The organism is Bradyrhizobium sp. IC4059, assembly GCF_020193615.1.
GTDB classification, from domain to species: Bacteria; Pseudomonadota; Alphaproteobacteria; order Rhizobiales; family Xanthobacteraceae; genus Bradyrhizobium; species Bradyrhizobium yuanmingense.
Genome location: NZ_JADYVH010000002.1, coordinates 929,986 through 956,091 on the forward strand (window position 1 = coordinate 929,986; position 26,106 = coordinate 956,091).

Below are 26,106 nucleotides of genomic sequence, written 5' to 3' on the forward strand. Positions count from 1 at the left end.
TCATTGAAATCACCACTCGAGGGCGTCCGCGTGCTGGATTTCTCCATCATGCTCGCCGGACCCTATTGCGCGCGGCTGCTGGCGGATGTCGGCGCCGAAGTGATCAAGATCGAGCCGCCGGAAGGCGAGGAGATGCGTCTGCGCGCGCCCCTTCGCGACGGCCAAAGCGCCTATTTCGGTCAGCTCAATGCCGGCAAGAAGAGCATCGCGCTGGACCTCAAATCATCCGAGGCGATCGAGCTCGTGCATCGCATGGTCGAAAGCACGGATATTCTGGTCGAGAATTTCCGGCCCGGCGTCATGGAGCGCCTGGGTCTCGGATATGAGGCGCTTCGCAAGATCAATCCCCGTTTGATCTATTGCTCGATATCCGGCTACGGCCAGACCGGTCCGCAGTCGGAACGCCCGGCCTATGCAATGATCGTTCATGCCGAGAGCGGTTTCGACCGCGCACTGATGCGATATGCCGGCGATCGCGACCGGCCGGCGGCTGGAGCCGTGTTCGTCGCCGATATTCTCGGCGGCGTTTTCGGCTTCTCGGCGATTCAAACGGCGATGGTACAACGGGAGCGTACGGGAGCAGGGCAGCACGTCGATGTCGTTCTGATGGACTGTATGCTGAACCTCTTGGTGTACGAGCTGCAGGAAGCGCAGTTCTCGGCGCCGGTGGCGCGCCCGACCTACGGCCCTGTGCGCGCCAAAGACGGCGACGTCCTGATCGCGCCGGTGTCGGCACGCAATTTTTCCGCGCTTCGCGACCTCACGGGCCTGCCGGAGCTCTCGTCCGAACCTCGTTTCTCCTCGGTGTCGGCGCGCGGCGCGAACTGGACCGCTCTGATGCAGGTCGTCGAGCGGTGGACGATGCAGCACACGGTGGATGAGTGCCTGGCAGCGCTCGATCGCGCCGGTATTCCGAGCGCCCGCTTTCGCGATCCCGCGGAAACGCTGGATGACCCGCACTTGTCTGCTCGCGGCGTATTCGCGCCGATCGCCGACGTCGCAGGCGAGTTCAGGGGCGTCAACGCGCCGTGGCGGATGTCGGGCGCGCGGACTGGGATCGGCCACGACATCCCCGCGGTCGGCGAGCATCGGGATGAGATCCTCGCGCGCGTGCTCGGCCTATCCAACAGCGACATCGGACAGGCGGCTGCCGCCGGCGCATTTGGCAAGGGTGAGACACCCCTATGATTTAAAGCTGCAAGCCGCGAATTGTTCTACCGCAAGATCATCAAAAAACAGCTTGGGAGGATCGACGTGAAGGTACTGCGTGTTCTGACTTTCATATTCGGAGCGGCGATCCTCGTTGCGCCCGCCGCAGCGGACAATTATCCATCGCGTCCGATCCGGCTCATCGTGCCATATCCCGCCGGCGGCTCGACCGACATCATGGCTCGTGCACTGCAGGAGCCGATGACGAAAATCCTCGGCCAGCCGATTGTCATCGACAATCGCGGCGGTGCGGCCGGCACGACCGGTTCCAACGAAGCGGCCCGATCGGATGCCGACGGTTACACGCTTCTGTTTGCCAACAATGGGCCGATTTCGATCGCACCGTTGCTGCAGAAGGGCATCGATTTCGATCCGCTGAAGAGCTTTGCACCGGTGTCCCTGGCCTCCACGGCGCCTCTGGTTCTGGTGTCAAGCGACAAGGTGCCCGTGAACGACGTTGCCGGGCTGCTTGCCTACGCCAAGGCGCAGAGCAAGCCGATGCTGTATGCCTCCGCTGGACCAGGCTCGCTCGGGCATCTGAGCACGGAACGCTTCCTCAATCAGGCAGGTCTGCAGATGGTCCACGTCCCATACCGGGGCCAGGCGCCGACGACGCTCGCCATCTTTGCCGGCGAGGTCGACATTCTGCTCACCACCACGTCCGATACGCTGAACGAGCACATCCGCTCCGGCAAGGTGAAGCTGCTCGGGGTTTCCTCGCCCGGTCCTTCTCCGGTTGCTCCCGGTGCGGCATCCATCGGCAGTGCCTTGAAGGGCTATTCGGTCGAAACGTGGTTCGGCATTCTCGCGCCTGCCGGCACTCCGCCAGACGTCTTGGCCAAGCTCAACGCTGCGCTTGGCACGGTGCTGGCGATGCCGCAAATACGGGATCGGTTTCTCTCCTATGGCGTGGAGGCCAAGGCCAGCACGCCTGCCGAACTGCACGCCCTGATCGCCGCAGAAATCCCGTCCTGGCGCAAGGTGATCGAGGAACGCAACGTCAAGACCGAATAGCGGACGTTCGGGGAGAGGGGACTGGCCGAGGCGGAAGAGACCTCGAATAGGGCGATCACCAGCCGGTGGATCGCGGCGTCTGGGCTTCCGCCGACCGCCGGAGCTTGGAGGTAGGCTCGCGCCGCAGCCGCATCGTCACGTTGCCAGAGGAGGAAGCCGCCGATCACTTGGGGTACCAGTCGGCAGAACCAGATCAACGTAGCATCGTCGAAATCGCCGGAGGACATTGGCCGTGGTGCCCGGCACATCCACAATTCGCATAAGCTATATTATGGAATATATTTATGTACAATGAGATCAATCATTTGGGCGGAATTGCTGACATCCGACCTTCGCCAAAGCCCGTATCTCCGTCTGCGCGTCGGCCGTCGTCTTAGCTCTTGACGTCTACTGTGCATGGGGTTGTTTTTCAGGTTTTGAAACGGGTCGAGGTCTGCGAAAGCCGATATTGCCGTGACCTTGTCCGGCTGCAATAAGCGAGGCATCCGCGAGATCGCAGATGACCCTAAGGCCGACCGCCCGTATAGGTTTGCATCTCAGAACAACAACAAACCTTCCGAGGAAGCAGACCCATGGTCCTTTCCACGCGCTATTCCCGACGCACGCTTCTCAAGGCTTCCGCCGCGACCGCGGTCCTCGGCGGCCTCGGTGCGCCCCATGTGGCCCGCGCCCAGAGCGCCGAGTTCACCTACAAGTACGCCAATAACCTGCCCGACACCCATCCGCTCAACGTCCGTGCCAAGGAGATGGCGGCGGCGATCAAGACCGAGACAGGCGGCAAGTTCGACCTGCAAATCTTCCCGAACAATCAGCTCGGCTCCGACACCGACATGCTGAGCCAGATCCGCTCCGGCGGCGTCGAGTTCTTCACGCTGTCCGGCCTGATCCTGTCGACCCTGGTGCCGGCGGCGTCCATCAACGGCATCGGCTTCGCGTTCCCGGACTACGACACGGTCTGGAAGGCCATGGACGGCGATCTCGGCGCCCATGTCCGCGGCGAGATCAAGAAGGCCGGCCTCGAGGTCATGGACAAGATCTGGGACAACGGCTTCCGCCAGACCACGTCGTCGACCAGGCCGATCGCCGGGCCTGACGATCTCAAGGGCTTCAAGATCCGCGTGCCGGTGTCGCCGCTGTGGACCTCGATGTTCAAGGCGTTCGATGCCGCGCCCGCCTCGATCAATTTCAGCGAGGTTTATTCCGCACTCCAGACCAAGATCGTCGAGGGCCAGGAGAACCCGCTGGCCATCATCTCGACCGGCAAGCTCTACGAGGTGCAGAAGTACTGCTCGCTGACCAACCACATGTGGGACGGCTTCTGGTTCCTGGCCAACCGCAGAGCCTGGGAAAAGCTGCCGCAGGACGTGCGCACCATCGTCGCCAGGAACATCAATGCCGCCGCCGTTAGGGAGCGTGAGGATACCGCCAAGCTGAACGCCAACCTGCAGCAGGAGCTCGCGGGCAAGGGCCTGACCTTCAACCAACCGCCTATCGCGCCGTTCCGCGACAAGCTGCGCTCCGCCGGCTTCTATGCCGAATGGAAGGGCAAATATGGCGATCAGGCCTGGGAGCTTCTGGAGAAGGCCGTCGGCAAGCTGTCGTAGCACGTTGGGGCCGTCGAGGTCGGTATCAGGATGGCTCATGTCGAGATCGAGATGACCGAAGCTGTGGGCGAGGTGACGTTGCAGTCCCCTCGCCGACCTTCGCTGCTGGCCTCAGTCGAGCGCGTGCTCGGCCTCGTCGTCGAAATCCCCACGGCGATCCTGGTGGTCGCCGAGATCGTGATCCTGTTTGCCGGGGTGGTCGCACGCTACGGCCTGCACCGGCCGCTGATCTGGTCGGACGAGCTCGCCTCGATCCTGTTCCTGTGGCTCGCCATGCTGGGAGCGGCGGTCGCGTTCCGCCGCTCCGAGCACATGCGCATGACGGCGGTCGTCGCCAGCGCCAGGCCGGCGATGCGGGCCTATCTCGATCTGGTCGCGACCTCCGCGGCCCTGGCGTTCCTGATCCTGATTGTGTGGCCGGCCTGCGACTACGCCTATGAAGAAAGCTACATCACGACGCCGGCGCTGCAGATCTCCAATATGTGGCGCGCCGCCGCGCTGCCGGCCGGCATCGGCCTGATGGCGGCCTTTGCCCTGCTGCGGCTCGCGCGCGCCGCCGACCACCGCATGGTTGCGGCCGCCGTGCTGTCGGTTGCGGTCGTGATCGGCCTGTTCTGGCTGGCCGAGCCATTGCTGCGGCCGCTCGGCAATCTCAACCTCATCATCTTCTTCGTCGGCGTCGCCGGCTTCTGCGTGTTTGCCGGGGTTCCCATTGCGTTCGGCTTTGGTCTTGCGATCTACGGCTATCTCGCGCTGACCACGAGCACGCCGGTCATGGTGCTGGTCGGGCGCATGGACGAGGGCATGAGCCACCTCATCCTGCTTTCCGTGCCGCTGTTCGTGTTCTTGGGGTTGCTGATCGAGATGACCGGCATGGCGCGGGCCATGGTGGCGTTCCTGGCAAGCCTGCTCGGCCATATCAGGGGCGGCCTGCATTACGTGCTGGTCGGCGCGATGTACCTCGTCTCCGGCATCTCTGGCGCCAAGGCGGCCGACATGGCGGCAGTCGCGCCCGTGCTGTTCCCGGAGATGAAAGAGCGCGGCGCCAAGCCCGGCGATCTCGTCGCGCTGCTGGCGGCCACCGGCGCCCAGACCGAGACCATCCCGCCCAGCCTCGTGCTGATCACGATCGGCTCGGTCACGGGCGTCTCGATCGCCGCCCTCTTCACCGGCGGCCTCCTGCCCGGCGTCGTGCTCGCCGTCACGCTCTGCATGCTGGTGTGGTGGCGCTACCGCCACGAGGACATGGGCCACGTCCGCCGCGCGACGGCATCCGAGATCGGCAAGACCTTCGTCCTCGCCCTGCCCGCGCTCGCGCTGCCCTTCGTGATCCGCTATGCCGTGGTCGAGGGCATCGCGACCGCGACCGAAGTCTCCACCATCGGCATCGTCTATGGCGCCCTCGTGGGCCTTCTGATCTACCGCCGCTTCGACTGGCGGCGGCTGTTTCCGATGCTCGTCGAGACCGCCGCGCTGTCGGGTGCGATCCTCCTGATCATCGGCACGGCGACCGGCATGGCCTGGGGCCTGACCCAATCCGGCTTCTCGCGCTCGCTGGCTGCGGCCATGACGGGATTGCCGGGCGGGGCTGCGACCTTCATCGCCGTGTCGATCCTGGCCTTCACCATCCTCGGCAGCGTGCTGGAGGGTATCCCGGCGATCGTGCTGTTCGGACCGCTGCTGTTTCCGATCGCCCGCGCCGTCGGCGTGCACGAGGTGCACTACGCCATGGTGATCATTCTCGCCATGGGTATCGGGCTATTCGCCCCGCCCTTCGGCGTCGGCTATTATGCCGCCTGCGCCATCGGGCGCGTCGATCCGGCCGAAGGCATCAGGCCGATCTGGGGCTATCTGCTGGCGCTGCTGGTGGGATTGATCATCGTCGCGATCTTCCCCTGGATCTCGATCGGATTTCTTTGATGCGGTTTAAGGAGGGTGTCGATGAGCGAGCGACAGAACCCGTACAATATCGGCCTCGACAAGACGCAAGCCAATTATGTGCCGCTGAGCCCGCTGAGCTTCCTCGCGCGCAGCGCCGCGGTCTATCCCGATCACGTCAGCACGGTCTATGAAGGCCGCAGCTTCACCTGGGCTCAGACCTATGAGCGCTGCCGGCGGTTCGCCTCGTGGCTTTCGAGCAAGGGCATCGGCGTCGGCGACACCGTCGCGGCGATGCTGCCGAACATTGCCGCGATGAACGAGGCGCACTTCGCGGTGCCCATGACCGGCGCCGTGCTCAACGCGCTCAACATCCGCCTCGATGCGCCTTCGATCGCGTTCCAGCTCGATCATGGCGGCGCGAAAATCATCCTGGTCGATCCAGAGTTTTCAGGCGTCATCACTGCGGCCCTGGCGCAGATGACCGGCCCCAAGCCGCTGGTGGTCGACGTCGACGATGCATCGTTCAAGGGCGGCACCCGCATCGGCGAGATCGAATACGAGGCAGCCGTCGCCGAAGGCGATCCAAGCTTCGCGCCGATCACGCCGAGCGATGAATGGGACGCGATCGCGCTGAGCTACACCTCGGGCACGACGGGCAATCCCAAGGGCGTCGTCACCCATCATCGCGGCGCCTACCTGAACGCCGTCAGCAACATCCTCGCCGGCAATCTCGGCCAGCATCCGGTCTATCTCTGGACGCTGCCGATGTTCCACTGCAACGGCTGGTGCTTTCCCTGGACCATCGCGGCGGCCGCCGGCATCAATGTCTGCCTGCGCAAGGTCGAGCCGACCAGGATCTTCGAGCTGATCAAGCAACACGGCGTCACCCATATGTGCGGCGCGCCGATCGTCTACAACACGCTGATCAACGCGCCCGATGCACCAAAGGGCGATGCGGCCCGCCGCGTCGTCGGCCTGATCGCGGGCGCAGCGCCACCGGTCGCGGTGCTGGAAGGCGCCGAAAGCATCGGCATCAAGCTGACGCATGTTTACGGCCTGACCGAGGTCTACGGCCCCGCCTCCGTCTGCGCCGAGCAGCCGGGCTGGGATGACCTGCCCGCCGCCGAGCGCGCGCGCATGAAGCGCCGGCAGGGCGTGCCCTACCCGCTGCAGGAAAGCGTCACCGTGATCAACCCGCAAACGATGCAGCAGGTGCCGCGCGACGGCGAGACCATCGGCGAGGTCATGTTCCGCGGCAACATCGTGATGAAGGGCTACCTGAAGAACGAGAAGGCGACGAAGGAAGCTTTCGAAGGCGGCTGGTTCCACACCGGCGATCTCGGCGTGCTCGACGAGCACGGCTACGTCATCATCAAGGATCGCTCCAAGGACATCATCATCTCCGGGGGCGAGAACATTTCCTCGGTCGAGGTCGAGGACATCCTCTACAAGCACCCGGCCGTGCTGTTCGCGGCCGTGGTGGCAAAGCCCGATCCGAAATGGGGTGAAGTGCCCTGCGCCTTCGTCGAACTGAAAGAGGGCGCCAGTGCCAGCGAGGCGGATATCATCGCCTTCTGCCGCAGCCAGATGTCCGGCTTCAAGACGCCGAAGGCGGTCGTGTTCGGGCCGATCCCGAAGACGTCCACGGGCAAGATCCAAAAGTTCCTGCTGCGCAACGAAGTCGGCTCGGTGAAGGCGATCTCGGCCTGACCAGCGGCCAAAGAAGCTTCCGCCCGCCTGCGGCGGGCGGAAGCTCTCTCATCCTCACATCTTCTTGTAGGCGTCGAGCACCGCCTGACCGTCGGCCCCTGCCTTCTTAAGCCAGTCGGCCGTGAGCTGGTCGCCGATCTTCTGGAAGCCGGCCTTCAGTGCCGGGCTCGGCGGCTCGACAGTCATGCCTTTGGCCTTGAGCTGACCGAGGTACCAATTGGCCTTCTCTTCCCAAGCCTTCCAGCCGCGCGTCTCCGCGGTGGCGGCGGCCTTCAGGATGGCCTCCTGGGTCGGCTTGTCGAGCGCCTCGAACGCAGCCTTGTTGACGAAAGTGTAGTTCTTCGGAATCCAGGCCTGCACGTCATAGAAGTATTTGAGCGACTCCCACGCCTTCGAATCGTAGCCGGTGCCGCCCGACGACATGAAGGAGTTCACCACGCCGGTCGCCAACGCCTGTGGCAGTTCCGCAGCCTGGATCGTGACCGATTGCGCGCCGACCAGTTCGCCGATCCGCGCGGTCCCGACATTGTAGGCGCGCCACTTCAGACCCTTCATGTCCTCGATCGTGGCCAGCGGCTTGTTGACGTAGACGCCCTGCGGTGCCCACGGCACCACGAACAGCAGCTTGAGACCTTGCGCGTCGAGCTTCTTGGCGATCGCAGGCTTGGAGGCCTGATACAGCTTCGTCGCCTCGGGGAAGCTGGTCGCGAGGAACGGCACGACGTCGACGCCGAAGATCGGGTCTTCGTTCTCGTGGATCGACAGCAGCACCTCACCCATCTGCGCCTGCCCGGTCACCACGGCGCGCTTGATGTCGGGCGCCTTGAACAGCGAGGCGCCCGGATGAACCGTGATCTGGAGCTTGCCCGAGGTGGCGGCTTCGACGTCCTTGGCGAACGCGACCAGGTTTTCGGAGTGCGGATTGTCCGCAGGATACGCTGCCGGCAGATTCCATTTGCTCTGAGCCAAGGCAGGTGTCGCGGCCAGCACAACGCCGGCAATCAAGGATGCGTGGAATAAGCGAGACATCATCGGACTTCTCCTCACAGTCGATCTAGAGAACGGGTACGCTCAGTCTGGGAAAGCGAGCTTCGGCAGGAACGTCACGATCTGCGGATACTCCGTGATGATGAAGACCGCAGCGAGCAATAGCACGAAGAACGGGAAGGCCGCCCGCGCGACCGTGAACGTATCGCGGCCGCTCATGTTCTGGAGCACGAACAGGTTGAACCCCACCGGCGGCGTGATCTGCGCCATTTCGACGTGGATGATCAGATAGACGCCGAACCAGACCAGGTCGAGGCCGGCCTGCCTGACCATGGGCAGCACGATGACAGCGGTCAGAACGATCATCGAGATGCCGTCGATCAGGCAACCCAGGATGATGTACATGATGCTCAGATACAGCGCCAGCATGCTCGGCGTGAGCTGCTGGCCCTGGACCCAGGTGGCGAGCGCGGCCGGAATCCCCGTATAGGCCATCGCCGCCGTGGTGTAGGCCGCGCCTGCCAGGATCAGCATGATCATGCAGGTCAGGCGCGTCGCGCTCATGATGCTCTCGAGGAAGTTCTTGCGCGTGAGCGTGCCGCTCCACCAAGCCAGCAGCAGCGCGCCGGAAACGCCCCAGGCCGCGCACTCCGTCGCCGTCGCAAAGCCGAGAACGAGCGACAGGAACACCGCCAGGATCAGCAGCAGGCAGGGCGCGAGCTTGGCGGACTCGCGCAGCTTCTGCCGGAGCGGCATCGGCGGATCGCGCGGCGGAACCTTTGTCGGGTTGAGCAGCGACCAGATGATGATGTAGCCGGAATAGAGCGCGATCACGAGCAATCCCGGCAGGAAGCCGCCGAGAAACACTTGAAGCACGGAGACGTTCGCCGTGACGGCATAGACCACCATCGGAATCGACGGCGGGATCAGCAGGCCGAGCGTGCCCGAGCCCGCCAGCGATCCGAGGCTCAGGCCCTTGTCATAGCCGCGCTTGTCGAGCTCCGGCAGCGCGATCTTGCCGATCGTCGCGCAGGTCGCCGCCGACGAACCCGACACCGCCGCGAAGATGCCGCAGCCGATCACGTTCACATGTGTCAGCCGTCCCGGCAGCCACTGCACCCAGGGCGACAGGCCGCGGAACATTTCCTCCGACAATTTGGTGCGGAAGAGAATCTCTCCCATCCAGATGAACAACGGCAGGGCCGCCAGTGTCCAGGATGAGCTCGCGCTCCAGGTGGTGGTCGCAAGCACGGTGCCGAGCGGCAGGCTCGTGGTGAGCGCCATCGCCACGAAGCCGACCAGCCCGAGCGAGACCGCGATCCAGACGCCGCTTCCCAGCAGCAGGATCATGACGCCGAGCAGGACGAACGACAGCTCGATCATGCCGAGACTGGCCATGGTCAGCCCCCACCGCCCTGCGAGATGCGTTCGACGAACTCTTCCGGAGTTTCGTCGGGCGAGCCCTTCTCGTAGCTCGGACGGTTGCCGCCGATGACGTTGACCATCTCGTCGATCAGCGCGATCGAGAGGATCACGAGGCCGCCGGCGAAGCCGAGCTGGGGAATCCAGAGCGGAAGCGCGACCACGCCCTGCGCCACGTCGTTGAAGCGCCAGGAATCGTAGGTCATCTGCACAGCATGACGGGTGAAGTAGAGAATGAAGGCAGCGGCAATGCCGAGCGCCACGACCTCCGCGATCTGCTTGGTCCGCCCGTGCAAGCGCTCCAGCAACAGGCCGACGCGGATCATCTCTCCGCGCTTGAACGTGTGAGCGAGGCCGAGGAACGCCATCGCCGCCATGCACCAGGACGCAAAATCATCGCCGGCGGGAATGTTGAGCGCAAACTGGCGCCCGACCGACATCACCATCATGATTGCGAAGATCGCGACCAGGAAGACGCCCGCGGCATAGCCCGCGCCGAGATAGAGGAGGTCCAGCGCGCGTCGTACCGGTCCCTGAGTCGCTACATCGTCCTCTGCCAACGCGATCCCCATCCTCACACGATGCGACTCGACGGACCGATAGCATCCGACTGCCGGTCCTGTTTGAATATCGCCCTGCCCAACGCCTGTCTTTCAGACGTTAGATCAACATGATGGGGCCGGTGCAAGCAAGGTCTATGCCGGCTGGCAGGAGAATTTCTACCGCGGGTTTAGTGCGTCTCGAGCCGCAGCCCGTCATAGGCCGGCACCACGCCAGGAGGCAGCGACTGCCGGATAACCTCATAATCGACGTCGGCGGTCATGTTGGTGATGACCGCGCGCTTCGGCTTGAAGCGCTCGATCCAGGACAGCGCGTCGTTGATGCTGAAATGGCTGACATGGCCGGTGTAGCGCAGGCCGTCGACGATCCAGAGATCGAGATTTTCCAGCGCCTCCCAGCTCTCGCGCGGGATATCATTGAGATCAGGCGTGTAGGCCGCATCCCCGATGCGGTAGCCGAGCGCGGGGATGTTGCCGTGCTGCACCAGAAAGGCGGTCATCGTCACCGCGCCGCCCTTCCCCAGAATGGTCTGGCTTTCTCCCGCCTCGATCGAATGCCGCGTCAGGATCGGCGGATAATCGCTGCCCTCGGGCGAGATGAAGCAATAGGAGAACCGCGACAGGATGTCCTTGGCGGTCGACTGGTTGAAATAGGTTGGAATGCGCCGGCGCATGTGCATGACGACCGAGCGCAGATCATCCATGCCGTGGGTCTGGTCGGCATGTTCGTGCGTCAGGAACACCGCGTCGATGTGGTCGACATTGGTCGAGAGCAATTGTTCGCGCAGGTCCGGCGAGGTGTCGATCACGATGCGTGTCGTGCCATGCTCGGACGTCCGTTCGACCAGCAGCGAGCAGCGGCGACGGCGGTTCTTGGGATTGTTGGGATCACAGGCGCCCCAGCCGAGCGCCGGGCGCGGCACGCCGGCGGAGGAGCCGCAGCCCAGGATCGTCAGCGTCAGCGTCATGTGGCTCCCAGTCTCAAGCTTTCACCTTCGAGAACAGGCGGAAGAAGTTTTCGCTGGTCTGGCGCGAGATCTCGTCGAGCGACACGCCGCGCGTCTCGGCGAGCACCTTTGCGACCTCGACCACGTAGGCCGGCTCGTTGCGCTTGCCCCGAAATTTGCCGGGCGCAAGATAGGGCGAGTCTGTTTCGACCAGGATACGATCGGGCGGCAGTTCGGCTGCGATCGCGCGTAAGGTCTCCGATTTCTTGAAGGTCAGGATTCCCGTGAAGCCGATATAGAGCCCGAGCGACACCGCCTTCAGTGCCAGCTCGCGCCCGCCCGTGTAACAATGCAGGACGGCGCGAAACGATCCCTTTGCGGCCTCCTCTTCCAGGATGCGCGCGCAGTCCTCGTCGGCCTCGCGGGTATGGATCACCAGCGGCAGGCCGGTGGTGCGGGCGGCGGCGATGTGGGCGCGAAAGCCCCTCGCCTGCGCCTCCGGCGAGCCGTTGTCGTAGAAATAATCGAGCCCGGCCTCGCCGAGCGCGACGACCTTGGGATGCTGGGTCAGCGCAATCAGCTCATCCGGCGCGATGCCGTCCTCCTCGTCCGCATGATGCGGATGGGTGCCGACCGAGCAATAGACGTCGTCATAGCGCTCCGCGATGGCGAGCAGGTCCTGCAGCCGCCGGACCCGCGTCGAGATCGTGACCATGCGGGCGATCCCGGCGGCTCGCGCCCGCGACACGATACCGTCGAGATCTTCCGCAAAGTCCGGAAAATCCAGATGGCAATGACTGTCGACCAGCATCGTGCGAACGCCTTCAGGCCGCCGGCTCGACGTAGCGCGGGAACGCCGGCATCGGCGCCGGCAGCGTCGAACCGGGCGCGATGCGCTTGGCGCCGCCGAGCATGTCAAAATTGCGCTCGGCTTCGGGGATGCCGAGGCTGTCGAGCAGCTTGCCGGAGGCGGTCGGCATCGCGGGCTGAGCCAGGATCGCAATCTGACGCACGACTTCGGCGGTGACGTAGAGCACCGTCTTCTGCCTGGCCGGATCCGTCTTGGCGAGCGCCCACGGCGCTTCACCCGCAAAATAGCGGTTGGCCTCCGCGACCACGGCCCAGACGGCGTTGAGCCATTGATGAATCTGCTGCGTCGCCATGGCTTCACGCGAGGCAGCGATCATGCCGTCGGCCATCGCCAGGATCGCCTTGTCGTTGTCGCTGAACTCGCCGGGCTCGGGCAGCACGCCGCCGAGCTGTTTTGCGATCATCGACAGCGAGCGCTGCGCGAGATTGCCGAGATCGTTGGCGAGATCGGCGTTGATGCGCGCGACAATCGCCTCGTGATTGTAGTTGCCGTCCTGGCCGAACGGCACCTCGCGCAAGAAGAAGTAGCGCAACTGGTCGACGCCGTACTGGTCGGCGAGGTTGAAGGGATCGACAGTGTTGCCGACCGACTTCGACATCTTCTCGCCCCTGTTGAACAGGAAGCCGTGGGCATAGACCCGTTTCGGCAGCGGGATGCCCGCCGACAAAAGGAAGGCCGGCCAATACACCGCATGGAAGCGGATGATGTCCTTGCCGATGACGTGCACGTCGGCCGGCCAATAGCGCCAGTTCTTGTCGCTCTCATCGGGGAAACCGACGCCGGTGATGTAGTTGGTCAACGCATCGACCCAGACATACATCACGTGCTCTTCGTCGCCGGGCACCTTCACGCCCCAATCGAACGTGGTGCGCGAGATCGAGAGATCGCGCAGGCCGCCCTTGACGAAGCTCACCACCTCGTTCTTGCGCGAGTCCGGCCCGACGAAGTCGGGCTGATCCGCATAGAGCTTGAGCAGCTTGTCCTGGTACTCCGACAAGCGGAAGAAATAGCTCTTCTCCTCCACCCATTCCACCGGCGTGCCCTGCGGCCCCAAGCGCACGCCATCGTCGTTCACACGCGTCTCGTCCTCGGCGTAATAGGCCTCGTCACGGACCGAGTACCAGCCCGAATAGGTGTCAGCGTAGATGTCGCCGTTCGCTTCCATGCGGCGCCAGATCTCCTGGCTGGAACGGTGATGCTGCTCCTCGGTGGTGCGGATGAAGCGGTCGAACGACACGTCCAGGCGCTCGTCCATCTCTCTGAAGCGGCCGGCATTGCGCGTCGCGAGCGCGGCGGTGGACATGCCTTCGTTCGCCGCCGTCTGAATCATCTTCTGACCGTGCTCGTCGGTGCCGGTCAAAAAGAACACATCCTTGCCGTCGAGCCGCGCAAAGCGCGCCAGGGCGTCGGTCGCGATCGCCTCATAGGCATGACCGATATGCGGGCTACCGTTGGGATAGGCGATCGCGGTGGTGATGTAGAAGATGTTGTCGCGCGCGGCGGCAACCGCAGGCGCGGCAACGTGCGCAGAAGCGACGGGCTTCGGCGAACGAGGAGCCTTTGGCTTCGGCGCCTTTGGCTTCTCAGGCGTCACGACGGGAGTCGGTGCGGCGGTCACGGCAGGCGCAGCCGCATTTTTCGCGACCTTCTTCGCCGGAGCCTTGGCCGGCTTTTTGGCAGCTTTCTTCACCGCCTTCTTGGCGACGACCTGCTTCTTCGCGGCCTTCTTTGCGGCGCCCTTCTTCACGCTCTTCTTGACGGCAGCCCTCTTGGTCTTCTTGACCTTCTTGGCAGCTTTGGCCGCGCGCGCCTTGGCCTTTTTCGCGGCTTTCTTGACGGCCTTCTTCGCAGCCTTCTTGCCGCTCTTGCGTTTGACGGATTTCTTAGCTCGCGTTGCCACCACGAATTCCTTTACCGGCTTCTCGAATTTTGGAAACGGCTCGGCGTTCCGTTATTGTTTTGCGCATGATCTTTCGGAAAACCGCTGCGCACTTTTCCGGATCATGCTTTAGCGCGTTGCGTCCGCCAGCCAGCCGAACACCGAGAAAACCAAGGGCTTTCGCTCCAGATTGTAGGTTTCGGTGTCGCGCGCGGCGCGGACGATCTTTTCCCATACCTCAGCTAGCCGCGCAAGGCGCGGCAGGTTCTGGTTGGCATTGGCCTCATCCGCATGCAGGCGCTCCGCAATCCAGCGGTCGATGCCGTCGATGAAGGCCGCAAGCGCCACGCGGTCGCTGGTGCCGAGCGAATCGCCGAGCGTGTGCAATTCGCGCGGATCGACCTGCGGCAGGCGCGCGAGCAGCGCCGCCGTGCGCTGCTGAAGCTTCAGGGCCTCGCCACCGAGCAACGTCAGCGTCCGTGCGACGCTGCCCTCGGAGGCCTCGGCCGCCTCGCGCAGCGCGGCATCGTTCGGATCGAGCTCAGCCGCCGAAGCGGCGGCGCCGATCACATCGTTCGTGGTGAGCGGCCGCAGGCGCAGCTTGCGGCAGCGCGACTGGATCGTGGCGAGCACCCGCGCGGGCGCGTGGCTCACCAGCAGGAACAGCGATTGCTGCGGCGGCTCCTCCAAGATCTTCAGAAGCGCGTTGGCCGCGTTCGGATTGAGCTCGTCGACGGTGTCGACGATGCAGACGCGCCAGCCTTCGGCCGCGGCGGTCGAGCCGAAGAAACCGATCGTCTCGCGCGTCTCGTCCACGGTGATCACGGTGCGCATCACGCCGCGCTCGTTGGCGGTGCGCTCGAGCGTCAGCAGGCCGCCATGCGAGCCGGCCGCCACCTGCCGCGCCACGGCGTCGTCGTGATCGATCGCAAGGCTTTCGGCGCGCTGCACGGCCGGCGCCAGCGGCTGCGCATGGGTGAGCACGAAGCGCGCCATGCGATAGGCCAGCGTCGCCTTGCCGATCCCCTGTGGCCCGCCGATCAGCCAGGCATGCGGAATGCGTCCGCTGCGATAGGCATCAAGCAGCGCGGCCTCCGCCTCGCGATGGCCGAACAGCTGCGACGTCTCGCGCGGATGCGGTATGGCGGTTTCGCGCTCGGCCTGACGCGGGCTCATACCGACACCACTGACGCAGGCGTTGGCAGCAGGCGCTCGCGCAGCGCCGTCCAGACGCGCGCGGCGACCGTGTCCGGATCGGAATTGGCGTCGATCAGCACGCAGCGCGCGGGATCCTCCGCCGCGATCTTGCGATAGGCTTCGCGGAGGCCCTGGTGAAAGCTGAGCTTCTCAGCCTCAAACCTGTCGGGCGTGCCGCTGCCGCGGCGCGCGGCGGCACGTTGCAGGCCGATCTCGACCGGCAAATCGAGGATGATGGTGAGGTCCGGCTTGAGGTCGCCGATCGTCACCCTTTGCATCGCGTTGATCAGGCCATCGGGCACCTGGCCGAGGCTGCCCTGATACGCCCGCGTCGAATCCGCGAAGCGGTCGCACAGCACCCAGACGCCCTGGCTCAGCGCCGGCTGGATCACGGTGCGGACATGGTCATCGCGCGCGGCGGCAAACAGCAGCGTCTCGGCCTCGGGGCCGAGCAGCTTGCCCATGCCCGACAGCACCAGATGACGCATGATTTCAGCGCCCGGCGAGCCGCCCGGCTCCCGCGTCACGCGGATGCGCAGCTTTGCCGCCTTCAGGCGGTCGGCGAGCTTCTTGATCTGGGTCGACTTGCCCGTGCCCTCGCCGCCTTCAAAGGTGATGAAGCGTCCCCGTCCGGACGGTCGCTGTGCAGCGCTCTCACTCATGATCAGAGCTTCTCGGCGCCTGCGCGGAACATGCCGATCACGAGCTCGCTGGCGCCGTCGATCGCGCGGCGCATGGTCGAGCCGGTGCCGATCGCCTCCGCGGCATAGACCGGCGTCTCGACCGCGATGTTGCCGCTGCGCCAGACCCTGACCACGCCGACCCGCTGGCCGGCCTCGATCGGCGCGCGCACCGGGCCACTATAGACGATGCGCGCAATCAGCTTGTCGCTGCCGTTCTTGTGCACCATCACCTTCACAGGGGTCTTGGCGATGAGCTTGACCGACCGGCTCTCGCCGCCGAACACCTTGGCGTAGCCGACGGGCTGCTCGGCTGCGATCAGGGTGCGGGTCTCGAAATTGCGAAAACCCCATTCCAGCATCTTCTTGGCTTCCGTGGCGCGGTCCTCGGGATCGTCAAGTCCGTTGACGACGACGATCAGCCGCGTGCCGTTCTGCACGGCGGAGCCGACCATGCCGTAGCCGCCTTCCTTGGTGTAGCCGGTCTTCAGGCCGTCAGCGCCTTCCATCGAATTGAGCAGCGGATTGCGGTTTTGCTGGCGGATCTTGTTCCAGGTGAACTCCTTCTCGCCGAACAGTTTGTAGAATTCGGGGAAGTCCAGGATGATGTGCCGGGCAAGCATGCCGAGCTCGCGCACCGTCATCTTGTTGCCGGGATCGGGCAGACCGCTGGAATTGGCGAAGGTCGACCTGGTCATGCCAAGCTCGCGGGCGCGCTTGGTCATGAAGTCGGCGGCAAAGATCCGCTCATTGCCCGCCATGGCTTCGGCCAGCGCGATGCAGGCGTCATTGCCGCTCTGGATGATCGCGCCGCGCAGGAGATCGTCGACCGAGACCTTGCTGTTGATGGCGGCGAACATGGTCGAGCCGCCCGAGGGGGCCCCGCCTCTGCGCCAGGCATTCTCGCTGATCCGATACTCGTCGTTCAGCTTGATGTCGCCCTTCTTGATGGCATTGAAGACGACCTCCGCGGTCATCAGCTTCATCATGCTCGAGGGCGCGCGCAGCTCGTCGGCGTTCTTCTCGAACAGCACGCTGCCCGAGGAGGCTTCGATCAGGATCGCGGTCGGGGCATCGCCGTCGAAGCCGGCATCTTCCGCTTTCTTGCCGCCCTGGACACTCTGGTTGGCCGCATGGAGCGCCCCGCCCCAGCCGATGGCCGCCGCCAAAACCGTCGCGATCAGCCCGCGCGCCAGCGTTCCTGCGGTGAGCCGGTTGCGACGAAGCAAAGGAAGACGAAGTGCCATGGCGAAGCCCTGAGAGAGGCGTTCTAACAGCTGGAACAGATGCGAACAACACGCGGTTGGACGCTTGTCGCCGAGATTGCACGATTCTCGCTGCGCCCCTATCGTGACGCCTCATGTTTTTCGACCAAACCCCTGAAACAAGGCGGAAAAGCGAATGCCCTCAACCCGCATGATCAAGTCCAACGGGGTCGAGCTGTTCGTCCGCGAAGCCGGACAGGGACCGCTGGTCGTGCTGTGCCATGGCTGGCCGGAGCTGTCCTATTCCTGGCGCCACCAGATCCTGCCGCTCGCCGAAGCCGGGTTTCACGTCGTCGCCCCCGACATGCGCGGCTATGGCCAGAGCGCGGCGCCGCTCGACGCGAACGCCTACTCGATCTTCGACACTGTCGGCGACGTGGTCGGCCTGGTCCAGGCCCTCGGCGAGACCAAGGCGATGGTGGTCGGCCATGATTGGGGTGCACCGGTCGCCTGGCACGCGGCGCTGTTCCGGCCGGACATCTTCACGGCGGTCGCGGGCCTGAGCGTGCCGCCGCCGTTCCGGGGCCGCGGCAAGCCGCTCGACCTGCTGCGCCAGGGCGGCGTCACCAATTTCTACTGGCAGTATTTCCAGACGCCCGGCGTCGCCGAGGCCGAGCTCGAGCGTGACGTCGCACGCACCATGCGCATCGTCCTCGGCGGGCGGGGCCTCGCCGATCCCACCGCGGCCATGTTCGTGCAGGAGGGCAAGGGCTTTCTCGGCCACGCGGGCGCCGACGAGCCGCTGCCTGGCTGGCTCAGCGAGGCAGACCTGGCCTATTTCACCGAGGCCTTCCGCAAGTCCGGCTTCCGCGGCGGGCTGAACTGGTATCGCAACATCGACCGCAATTGGGAGCTGACCGCACCCTGGCAGGACGCGCAGATTCACCAGCCTTCCCTCTTCATCGCAGGCTCGAAGGACGCCGTCATCACCGGCCTGATCGGGGCCAAGCGCGTCAACGAGCTCGAACGCGTGCTGCCCAATCTGAAGCGCAAGCTGATCATCGAGGGCGCCGGCCATTGGGTGCAGCAGGAGCGGCCCGAAGAGGTGAATGCGGCGCTCGTCACGTTCTTGACGGAGAGCGCAGCTCAGTAGAGGCCGCGGCCGCTCAGGATGCTGCGGGCCTCGGCGGCGCCATCGGTCGACGCGGCCGCGCTGTCGGCGGCGTAGCGGCCGTCCTCGCCATAGGACACCGCGCGGGCGTTCTGGAGCGCCCGGCCCCGGCTGCGGCCCGAGGCTGACATTTCCGAGGTGGCATTGAGCGAAGCCATATCGGCCGAGGTGCTGCCGAGATTGTACGGCCGCCCCTCCGGCATCGGGACCTCGCCGCGAATGGCACCGCGGGCCGAGGACGGCAGCTCCGGCACAAACGGCTTGGCCGAGGCGACCCGGACCATCGAGGGCGACGGCGCCGGAACGCCGGTCCGCAGGGTCGCCAGAAGCTGACGGTCGTCGGAGCCTTCGAGCGGCGCCCGGCCGACATATTCGACGCGGACCTTGGCGACGCCGTTCCCTTTGAATTCAAGGAGTTCGGCGGCCTTGTTGGAGACGTCGATGAGGCGGTTGCCGTGGTAGGGCCCGCGGTCATTGACGCGGACGATCAGCGACTTGCCGTTCGAGACGTTGGTCACCCGCGCATAAGACGGCATCGGCAGGGTCGGATGCGCCGCGGTCAGCGAGGTCATGTCGAACACTTCGCCATTGGCGGTCAGGCGGCCGTGGAAACTGTCGCCGTACCAGGAGGCCATGCCCTCAGCTCGGTAGTTGACGTCCTCCTCCGGCACGTAAGTCCGGCCCGCCACGACATAGGGCTTGCCGACGCGGTAGGTGCCGCCACCCTTCGGGACCGGATCGCCGAAGGCCACCACCCGCGGGCTCGAGGACACGCCGTATTTCGGGTCGACGCGGCTGGCGAACTTGTTTGAGGAGGCGCAGTTGGCGAGCGCAAGGCAGGTCGCGACCGCCGCAACACCGCGCGCGGCTCGCAAAACCGAATCTGACCGATGGATCCCCATGCGCCCCAAATACCACTTCGCCGGAGGCGTACCCAACCCGCTTTGGCTACGGGGAGCGCTGTCCGGTCATCTCATCCGAGGCGGCCCACCACCGTCTCGGAAGCGGTAACGATAACGCAACCCGAACGCGGCGGAAATGGGGAGCCCATGGCGATCACGCCGGGATGGTAAACGAGACGTTCGCATTTTTCCGTTGTTCTACGGGGCGATGGCCCCCGCACTGTGCCAGTGCCGGACAGTCTGTTGCGCCAAATCCTCACTCCACCCCCATTGTCGCGCCGCTCACCGAAATTCTTTTGACTGTGCAAGGCCGCCCGCGTTCTCTCGGATGCGAGGGCGGGATTTGGAATTTAACGATGATCGAGACGGTTTCGGCACTGATGGGTCTGGTAAGCGTGGGGATCTTCCTGGCCCATGCGTTCGAGGGTTACCGCACGAGGGCCTGAAGGCACTCGCGCGGACGGCAAGCATCACCTCTTTCAAAGCGGCGCGTTCGGACGGTCGATCCACTCGCGCATCGAACACGAGAGCGGCAGGTGTCCCATGCGTAATCATGACCTCGTATCTGATGGCTTCCTGGCCTTGACCGCCGGCGGCTTGGTGCTGCTCTGCTCGAGTCTCGTCGCGCTGGCGTTTGCCTGAACCGCACGTCCTCCTGTCCAACACGGGGTTCTCTCCATTGCGGCGCAGCAGGCGCGGCCGTCCCCGCTCCCATTCAGTTGATTGAATTATTGCGTTCGGCGCCTCGACCAATTGCAAGAGGCCATCACCAACGAGGGTGACGCAAATGCTTGCCGAGAAGTTCTTCCTGGTCTTGGAATCCCTGATCCGCGGCAACCGCACCTATCCGGATGGAGGCCCCCGGGTCATCAGCACCTCCCCGCATGTGCCGGTCAGGCTGCCATCAGCGAAATAGCCGGCACGTCCGCCGGCCGCCGAAACCCGCCGCTCAGCGCAGGCCCAACAGCGAGCGGCGGTAGAAGCCGCCGCGGGCCTCGTTCTGGCAGACGAAGCTGCCGTCGAAGCCCTGGCCGTAGCGCTTCTGACCCTTGCGGTAATAAACGCCCTTGCCGAAGTCGAGCCAAACCACCTTGTCGCGCGGGCAATGACGCTGGGCCTGCGCCTCGTATCGAAACGGCGTCAGCGGCGTCGCCGAGACCTCGGCGCCACCTGCAGCGACCAGCATGGCGCCGGCGCATGCGATTGCGCCGGACCATTTGCCAAAGCTGCCCCCTGACATGCCCCACCTCCCGCTCGCCGCCGTCTCCGGCGGCTGGCACGGTAGCACGAAACGGCACAGCCCGCGGAAGGCGGCAAGCACGCCGAATGAACGCGGCAGCGGGTGTCATTGCCGGTCCGCTTCGAGCTGCGCCAGCGCCTCGTGCAGACAGTCCTGAAGCCTCTGCGCGACCTGCTCGCGCGCGATCCCCTTGCCTGCGAGATCGCCCGCCACCTTGCCGACCACATGGTCCATCGTCCGGCTCTCCAGATGGTCCGTCACCAGCGCAGCCGCGTAGCCTGCAGCGGCATCGCCACTGAGCCCGAGCTGGCCTGCGGCCCAAAGCCCGAGCAGCTTGTTGGACCGCGCCGTGGCCTTGAACATCAATTCCTCGTCGTGGGCGAATTTGGCTTCAAAGCCCCGCTCGCGCTTGTCGAACGTGGTCATGGTCAGCTCCATTCTGCGTCGCTGATGAGGATCGCACTTGCTGGGAGCGAACGTATCCATGGTTCAGGTCACTTTTGGATCATCAGAAGCTTCCTCCCGGAAGCGAAGCGCCGTCAAGCCTGCCGATGGGAAGCAGACACCCAAGCGGCATTGGCGGCCGACAATCAAATGCAGGCCGCCAGCAGATGCGATTTTTTGGTAGTTGCGCGGCTAAGCGCGTTCGCTCAGCCCTTCGCCGCCGCCGCTTCGCGCGCCAGCCGCTCGGCCTTCAGCCGTTCCTTGTTGGCATAGAACGCCTTCTGCGCCGCTTCGTGGTCGCGCATGGCCTTCTCCGCCTCGATCCGCCGAGCCGCATCGCGGGCATGGCGCTGTTCGGGGGTCAGGGGTTTGCGTCGGAAGGAAAGGTCTTCAGTCATGCTGAATGAACGTGGCCGTGAGGAAAAAGTTCCGCATGGTCCTTTTCGAGACTGTCGGCCGCAGGCATAAAAGTTGTCTGAAAACAACCCCATGCACAGTAGCTAAGTTCCTCTAGCACAACGCTTTTCTCAATGAGGGCCAGAGATCCGCACTCCGGTCGCTGGAACCGTTAGATCGCGATGTCCGCGATCACGGGCAAATGGTCGGAATAGGCGCGCGCCGCATGGTCGGTCCAGACTTTCTCGATCCGGCTGTCACGCGTTGCGTAGATCCGGTCGAGCCGCATGAGGGGCAAGCGCGATGGGAAAGTCCGCAACCGCGTCCGGTTCGGGCAGGCCTGCGCGAGCACGCGCCGCACCGATTTCACCCAAAACCAATCGTTGAAATCGCCGAGGACGACGGTCCTTTCCGACTTCACCAGGCTCACCACGGCCTGAGCCTGCGCATAACGCTCGTGGATGCTGAGGCCGAGATGAGTGGCGACCACGCGGACGTCGCCGAAAGGCGTCAGCAATCCCGTCGCGATCGCCCTGCGCGGCTCCCGCTCTCGATACGACACGTCTACGATCTCGGGCACGCTGGAGAACGGAAAGCGGCTCATGAGCATCTGGCCGTAGTCACCGTCCTCCGTGACGATCGACTTGGCATGAACGCGATGATCGCCGACGACGCGCGCCAGCTTCGCGAACGGATCGTCCGACCGCGATCGGGAATCCACCTCCTGGAGCGCGACGACATCCGGCGACCATTTGCGAATGATGGAGCAAACACCTTCCAGATCGAACGTCGGATTGAGATTGAACGTGCCGTGCACGTTCCACGTCATGAAGCGCATCGGCGCCATCAGCGCCTCCCGGCGAGCCACGTCGCGAGGAATTGAGCGCCCGCACAGACGCCGAGCCAGCCCAGAAATGCCAGCGTGAGCAGCAATACGCTGCTCCAGGACGCATTCCTGGCCAGATCGGCGATCTGCGCTCCCAGAACGGCCATGGCGAGAATGCCGGGCATCATGCCCAGCAGCGTTCCAACCAGGAAATCACGGAGCGGCAGCGTGCTCGCGCCAGCCGCGACGTTCACCAGCGAGAATGGTGCGATCGGAATCATCCGGATGACGACAACGGCCAGGATTCCCTTGCCGACAACGCGTTCCTGGATGCGCGCGGCACGGCGTCCCAGCAAGCGCTGAAGGCGCTCTCGGCCCAGGAACCGTCCGATCGCAAAAAGGAGGAGTGCGCTGAGCGAGACGCCCGCCATTGCGGTGACGAAACCCAGCCAGGGCCCCAGGGCGGCGGCAGTCGCAGCAATCAGCACGAGAACCGGAAAGATGACCAGCCCGCCGACGACGAAGGCCGCAATTGCGAATGGCGGTCCCCAAACGGACTGCGAATAGGCAGACAGGAACGACGAGATCCGGCCCGCATCGGCGTAATCGCTGAGGGACGTGTACGACCACGCCAGCGTCAGTCCAAGAAGCGCCAGCGCGATCGAGGCGATCCCGATGATCGTCTTCGTGCTCCACATGCGCGATGCCGCCCGCTCGAGATGAAGAGGCAGCTCAGGGTCCGCCACCGGCTGAACCAGGGTGGCCAGCGTGCTGGTCAGAACCGAGGACTCCACTTTTCGCAGCGTCTTCGCCCCACCCTTTTTCGACACCTGGTCCAGCAGGGCGAACAGCCGATGCTCGTTTTGCGTGACGGCCTGCTCGTCGAGACCGCAGAAATGAGCGATGAGCCGACGGCGGACCGAGGCGATGAAATCCCGATGCTGCTCGGATTCAGCTTCAAAGATGAGGTCGCATTCGCTGTCGGCGCCCATGGAACGATTGTTCAGATTGGCCGAGCCGATCCGCAAGATCCTGTCATCGACGATCATGAGCTTGCTGTGCACCATCACCGCGGCTTCCTTATTGCCGCTGCGGGAGATCGGATAGACGAAGCGGATGCGATCGGCCACGCCAGCCGCGCTGAAGCAGTCGATGAAGGCGCCACGGCCGTTCTGCATGGCCTGGGACTCAAGCCACGAGGAATGCAGTTTCGGAGCGACGATCAGAACCCGAAGCGATGGCACGCGACACATCTGCTCCGCCAATTCGTGCGCCATCCTGGTCGCGCTGGTGAATTGATTTTCGATGTACACGAAGCTCGTTGCCGACCGGATCGCCGCAATGAAGGAGCGTTCGACCTCCTTGATGGTCGAGCCTGCAGGACAGACCACCTCGGTCCTGGCGATCCCGACCGGCAAGTGCTCGGCCTCGACAGGCACGCTTGCCGGCCAGCGACCGTTCCTCGGCGCGCGCCGTTCATCGGACTGTTGGCCTGCCGCACGCCAGCGTTGCTCCGCGAGGGCGAACAGCTGCTCCGCAGCATCCCCGTCGACCAGGCACTGAACGTCGTGAAACGGTGGATATGGCTTGCGCTGAGGGTCGCAGCGCATGGCATTGTCGGCGCGGTGGTCACTCGTGTCCCAACGCCGGATCGTCAGATCGAGGCCGCCGACGAACGCCAGTGATCCGTCGACACAGACGATCTTCTGGTGTTGCGCCGAACCAAACGGAAGCGTGGCGTCAAGATGAAACCGGACGCGGCCATCGGTGTCGGCAGTGAATTTCGCCGCGGAACTCCACTCTCTCTCGGAAGCGTAGAATGAGACGAAGTCCCAGACGAGAATGTTGATGCGCAAGGCGGGCCGGCGCTGCACCAGGGCGCGTAGGAAGGGACCAAGCTCGTCAGGCAGGCCATCATCGGCACGTCCGGAAGCTCCGACCAGACGTGTCCTGCTATGGATGTCCCATCCGACAATGTAGACGACATCCTGCGCCTCCAGCAGTGCCTCCCGCAGGGCGGCGAAATAGGCGGCGGCATCATTCAGTACCGCCACGCGCCGCGCCTTGCACCGCCGCCAGACGGTGTCGCCGGGAGTGAGTGTCGATGCGCTCTGAAGCAGGTGGACCTCGCAATTCGCGTTTGCGTCTAAACGCGCTGGAGGCTCAAGGGGTTCCAGGCGGTCAACGGCTGCGGTTCGATGCGAATGCCGAATGTCCCGCGCCCTCTGGGCCCGTCGCACAAGTCGTCATTTGGTGCGGACAAACTTCGCGCCGGCGCTCCTCAACACATCGACAATTTTCTCAGGGGCATCGCCGTGAAAATCGACGGAAACCTCGATCAGGCCTTCCAGCTTCTGCCGCCCCTCCGGTGTGGGCGCTGTCTTGACGTCGGGACCTGCCGCGCGTGTTCCCACCGTGTTCGCGGCGCCGGCGGGCTGGACGAAGACGTCGCCTCGCGGCACGCCGCATTCCTGCACGACATGCTCAACCGCAAGCTCGGCTCCGCGGCGCGTGTCGAATTCTCCAATGATGGTGCTTTCCAAGGCTGCTCTCCGTGTGCTCGAGACTGCGAACAACAGGCGAGCCGAGGCCAAGTTCCTGAGGGAGCATGAAGGCGGAGATGACGGACTGGATCCGCGCGGCGAAGATCAGAACCGAACTACTCCGAGCAGGAAGACCAGCGCCACCGTAACCAGGCCGGAGATCAGCAGCGAGCCGAGACATCCCAGCCGGTTGGAGAAAAAGAAGAACATGCGTTGGCCGCTGTGAAGCCTGCTGCGGGCTAATCTCTCTAAGTCAGTAGCGTTCCTGCGCAGTTTCGCGTGTCCGTGGCTCTAGCACGCAACGCTTCCTTCCACTGCATTTCAACCAGTCCCGATCCTCCTCTTGAAGACTGGAGATCCAAACGCAACATGGGTCTACGGCACCGCCGCAATCCGTCTCTCCAACATCGCGGGCCGGACTTGAGCGAGGAAGATTGAACAGATCCGTCGGGCTGCGGTGTTAGGAATGGGTCTCGGCCAAATGACCCGAGCGGCACCGAGGCGCCGCCAATCCAGACCTTGGGAGTGACGCGCCGAGGCGCCCCAGTCTTTCCAGCGCAGGCTAGTGCAACACGCGAGCGGCTTCGGCGAGCCGGACCCTTTCTCTCAGCTCCTCGAGCTCCTCGATCGCGTCCAGCAATCTCACCAGTTCGCGGGCAATATGTGTCAAACCGGACTTGGATTGCTTTAAGATACGAACTCGCTGTGCCATCGGTGCACGCCTCCATGGTCGGGCACGTCCAATTGGCAAGGAGCGTGCCAGCCCACGAGGGGAACTTATGGCGATTTCTGGCGGAAGGGGTGGGATTCGAACCCACGGTACCCTTGCGGGCACGCCGGTTTTCAAGACCGGTGCCTTAAACCACTCGGCCACCCTTCCAGTCCCGGGAATGGGTGTCGCTTAACGTAGTCGACCGCGCAAGGCAACGCCAAGTTGGCGCAAGTGCTCAAACCTTTGCCGGCCGGAGCGCGGCGCGTTCCTTTTCCTGCACAACCTGTCTAGCTCTTCGGGCAATCAACCAGGACGGCACTCCGGATGTACTTGGTCCTCTGCCGGTCGCTGACGTTGCGCCCGAATTGAGGGCTGTAGTTCAGGTCGTAGCGGCACCCTGCCTGCATTGCCTTGTAGATCGCGCCCCGTTCGATCACGTAACTCCCTTGTGGGAGCGTCTTGAGGCGGACCTGTGTGATGGTCTGCTCCTGGCCGTGGTCCGGGCCGAGATAGGTAACGCGATCGGTCGAGCCGACCGACCAGACCACCGCAACTGCGCACATCAGTGAAACGGCGAAAGCAGCGACCAGCCCGAGTTGCGGTCGCTCGACGGAGTCCAGAAACGAGCTCATGCCGTTTCGTGTCGTTCCGGGCCTTGCGGTTCAAAGGCTCCCTCACCTTTGCGTCGCGCAACAGAAAGCGCGGC

General features: G+C 64.3%; 23 protein-coding genes and 1 tRNA gene. 6 read left to right on the forward strand and 18 right to left on the reverse strand.

Translation table 11 applies throughout. The annotated features are described in order from the left end of the window. Positions 1–3: 3 nt before the first annotated feature. The 5 genes from I6F12_RS10380 (at position 4) to I6F12_RS10400 (ending at position 7,418) form a co-directional block, all read left to right on the forward strand. Positions 4–1,188, forward strand: coding sequence for a CoA transferase (locus I6F12_RS10380; protein WP_306469111.1), 1,185 nt, complete (start codon positions 4–6; stop codon positions 1,186–1,188). A 66-nt stretch (positions 1,189–1,254) separates the two neighbouring features. Continuing rightward, positions 1,255–2,223, forward strand: coding sequence for a tripartite tricarboxylate transporter substrate binding protein (locus I6F12_RS10385; RefSeq protein WP_225156117.1), 969 nt, complete (start codon positions 1,255–1,257; stop codon positions 2,221–2,223). 572 nt (positions 2,224–2,795) lie between these two features. Beyond that, positions 2,796–3,827, forward strand: coding sequence for a TRAP transporter substrate-binding protein (locus tag I6F12_RS10390; RefSeq protein ID WP_225137299.1), 1,032 nt, complete (start codon positions 2,796–2,798; stop codon positions 3,825–3,827). 30 nt (positions 3,828–3,857) lie between these two features. After that, the gene (locus I6F12_RS10395; RefSeq protein WP_225156118.1) at positions 3,858–5,747 is read left to right on the forward strand and encodes a TRAP transporter large permease subunit; all 1,890 of its coding nucleotides are present in this window, start codon (positions 3,858–3,860) and stop codon (positions 5,745–5,747) included. A gap of 21 nt (positions 5,748–5,768) precedes the next feature. Beyond that, on the forward strand, positions 5,769–7,418 hold the full coding sequence (locus I6F12_RS10400) for an acyl-CoA synthetase (RefSeq protein ID WP_225156119.1): 1,650 nt from the start codon (positions 5,769–5,771) through the stop codon (positions 7,416–7,418). 54 nt (positions 7,419–7,472) lie between these two features. On the opposite strand, the gene I6F12_RS10405 is transcribed toward I6F12_RS10400, so the two are convergent. From I6F12_RS10405 to I6F12_RS10445, 9 genes are all read right to left on the reverse strand, one after another. After that, a complete protein-coding gene (locus tag I6F12_RS10405) occupies positions 7,473–8,450 on the reverse strand; it encodes a TRAP transporter substrate-binding protein (protein WP_057029200.1) in 978 nt (325 codons plus the stop codon). A gap of 39 nt (positions 8,451–8,489) precedes the next feature. Beyond that, complete coding sequence (locus tag I6F12_RS10410) at positions 8,490–9,803, reverse strand: TRAP transporter large permease subunit (RefSeq protein WP_035999234.1); 1,314 nt, start codon at positions 9,801–9,803, stop codon at positions 8,490–8,492. Between the two features lie 2 nt (positions 9,804–9,805). After that, entirely contained in the window at positions 9,806–10,399 is a 594-nt protein-coding gene (locus tag I6F12_RS10415; protein ID WP_035999231.1) for a TRAP transporter small permease, read from the reverse strand. 158 nt (positions 10,400–10,557) lie between these two features. After that, on the reverse strand, positions 10,558–11,355 hold the full coding sequence (locus tag I6F12_RS10420) for an MBL fold metallo-hydrolase (RefSeq protein WP_035999229.1): 798 nt from the start codon (positions 11,353–11,355) through the stop codon (positions 10,558–10,560). 13 nt (positions 11,356–11,368) lie between these two features. Further along, entirely contained in the window at positions 11,369–12,145 is a 777-nt protein-coding gene (locus I6F12_RS10425) for a TatD family hydrolase (protein WP_036039597.1), read from the reverse strand. A gap of 13 nt (positions 12,146–12,158) precedes the next feature. After that, complete coding sequence (gene metG / locus I6F12_RS10430; protein WP_225156120.1) at positions 12,159–14,105, reverse strand: methionine--tRNA ligase; 1,947 nt, start codon at positions 14,103–14,105, stop codon at positions 12,159–12,161. 108 nt (positions 14,106–14,213) lie between these two features. Beyond that, positions 14,214–15,260 carry a DNA polymerase III subunit delta' gene (locus tag I6F12_RS10435; RefSeq protein ID WP_225140893.1) on the reverse strand — a complete coding sequence of 349 codons (1,047 nt, stop codon included), beginning with the start codon at positions 15,258–15,260 and terminating at the stop codon, positions 14,214–14,216. Further along, the gene (gene tmk / locus I6F12_RS10440; protein ID WP_225112893.1) at positions 15,257–15,943 is read right to left on the reverse strand and encodes a dTMP kinase; all 687 of its coding nucleotides are present in this window, start codon (positions 15,941–15,943) and stop codon (positions 15,257–15,259) included. The genes I6F12_RS10435 and tmk overlap by 4 nt, the downstream gene beginning before the upstream one ends. Before the next feature lie 2 nt (positions 15,944–15,945). Further along, a complete protein-coding gene (locus I6F12_RS10445) occupies positions 15,946–17,208 on the reverse strand; it encodes a D-alanyl-D-alanine carboxypeptidase family protein (RefSeq protein WP_225112894.1) in 1,263 nt (420 codons plus the stop codon). 154 nt (positions 17,209–17,362) lie between these two features. On the opposite strand from I6F12_RS10445, the gene I6F12_RS10450 reads away from it, so the two are divergent. Continuing rightward, positions 17,363–18,319 carry an alpha/beta hydrolase gene (locus I6F12_RS10450; RefSeq protein ID WP_225156121.1) on the forward strand — a complete coding sequence of 319 codons (957 nt, stop codon included), beginning with the start codon at positions 17,363–17,365 and terminating at the stop codon, positions 18,317–18,319. On the opposite strand, the gene I6F12_RS10455 is transcribed toward I6F12_RS10450, so the two are convergent. From I6F12_RS10455 to I6F12_RS10495, 9 genes are all read right to left on the reverse strand, one after another. Next, positions 18,313–19,239, reverse strand: a complete 927-nt coding sequence (locus I6F12_RS10455) for a septal ring lytic transglycosylase RlpA family protein (RefSeq protein ID WP_225156122.1) — start codon at positions 19,237–19,239, stop codon at positions 18,313–18,315. The genes I6F12_RS10450 and I6F12_RS10455 overlap by 7 nt on opposite strands. Before the next feature lie 949 nt (positions 19,240–20,188). Further along, positions 20,189–20,479, reverse strand: coding sequence for a hypothetical protein (locus I6F12_RS10460; protein WP_035999207.1), 291 nt, complete (start codon positions 20,477–20,479; stop codon positions 20,189–20,191). Between the two features lie 105 nt (positions 20,480–20,584). Then, positions 20,585–20,905, reverse strand: a complete 321-nt coding sequence (locus tag I6F12_RS10465) for a DUF1476 domain-containing protein (protein WP_225142005.1) — start codon at positions 20,903–20,905, stop codon at positions 20,585–20,587. A gap of 224 nt (positions 20,906–21,129) precedes the next feature. Continuing rightward, complete coding sequence (locus I6F12_RS10470; RefSeq protein ID WP_035999201.1) at positions 21,130–21,321, reverse strand: hypothetical protein; 192 nt, start codon at positions 21,319–21,321, stop codon at positions 21,130–21,132. 170 nt (positions 21,322–21,491) lie between these two features. Next, entirely contained in the window at positions 21,492–22,166 is a 675-nt protein-coding gene (locus I6F12_RS10475) for an endonuclease/exonuclease/phosphatase family protein (protein WP_225156123.1), read from the reverse strand. Beyond that, positions 22,166–24,385 (reverse strand): VTT domain-containing protein, encoded by a 2,220-nt coding sequence (locus tag I6F12_RS10480; RefSeq protein ID WP_225156124.1) that lies wholly within the window; start codon positions 24,383–24,385, stop codon positions 22,166–22,168. The genes I6F12_RS10475 and I6F12_RS10480 overlap by 1 nt, the downstream gene beginning before the upstream one ends. Positions 24,386–24,391: 6 nt before the next feature. Then, positions 24,392–24,688, reverse strand: a complete 297-nt coding sequence (locus I6F12_RS10485; RefSeq protein WP_035999192.1) for a hypothetical protein — start codon at positions 24,686–24,688, stop codon at positions 24,392–24,394. Between the two features lie 790 nt (positions 24,689–25,478). Then, positions 25,479–25,568, reverse strand: a tRNA-Ser gene (locus tag I6F12_RS10490). A gap of 119 nt (positions 25,569–25,687) precedes the next feature. Then, a complete protein-coding gene (locus tag I6F12_RS10495) occupies positions 25,688–26,032 on the reverse strand; it encodes a hypothetical protein (RefSeq protein ID WP_036012306.1) in 345 nt (114 codons plus the stop codon). Positions 26,033–26,106 lie beyond the last annotated feature (74 nt).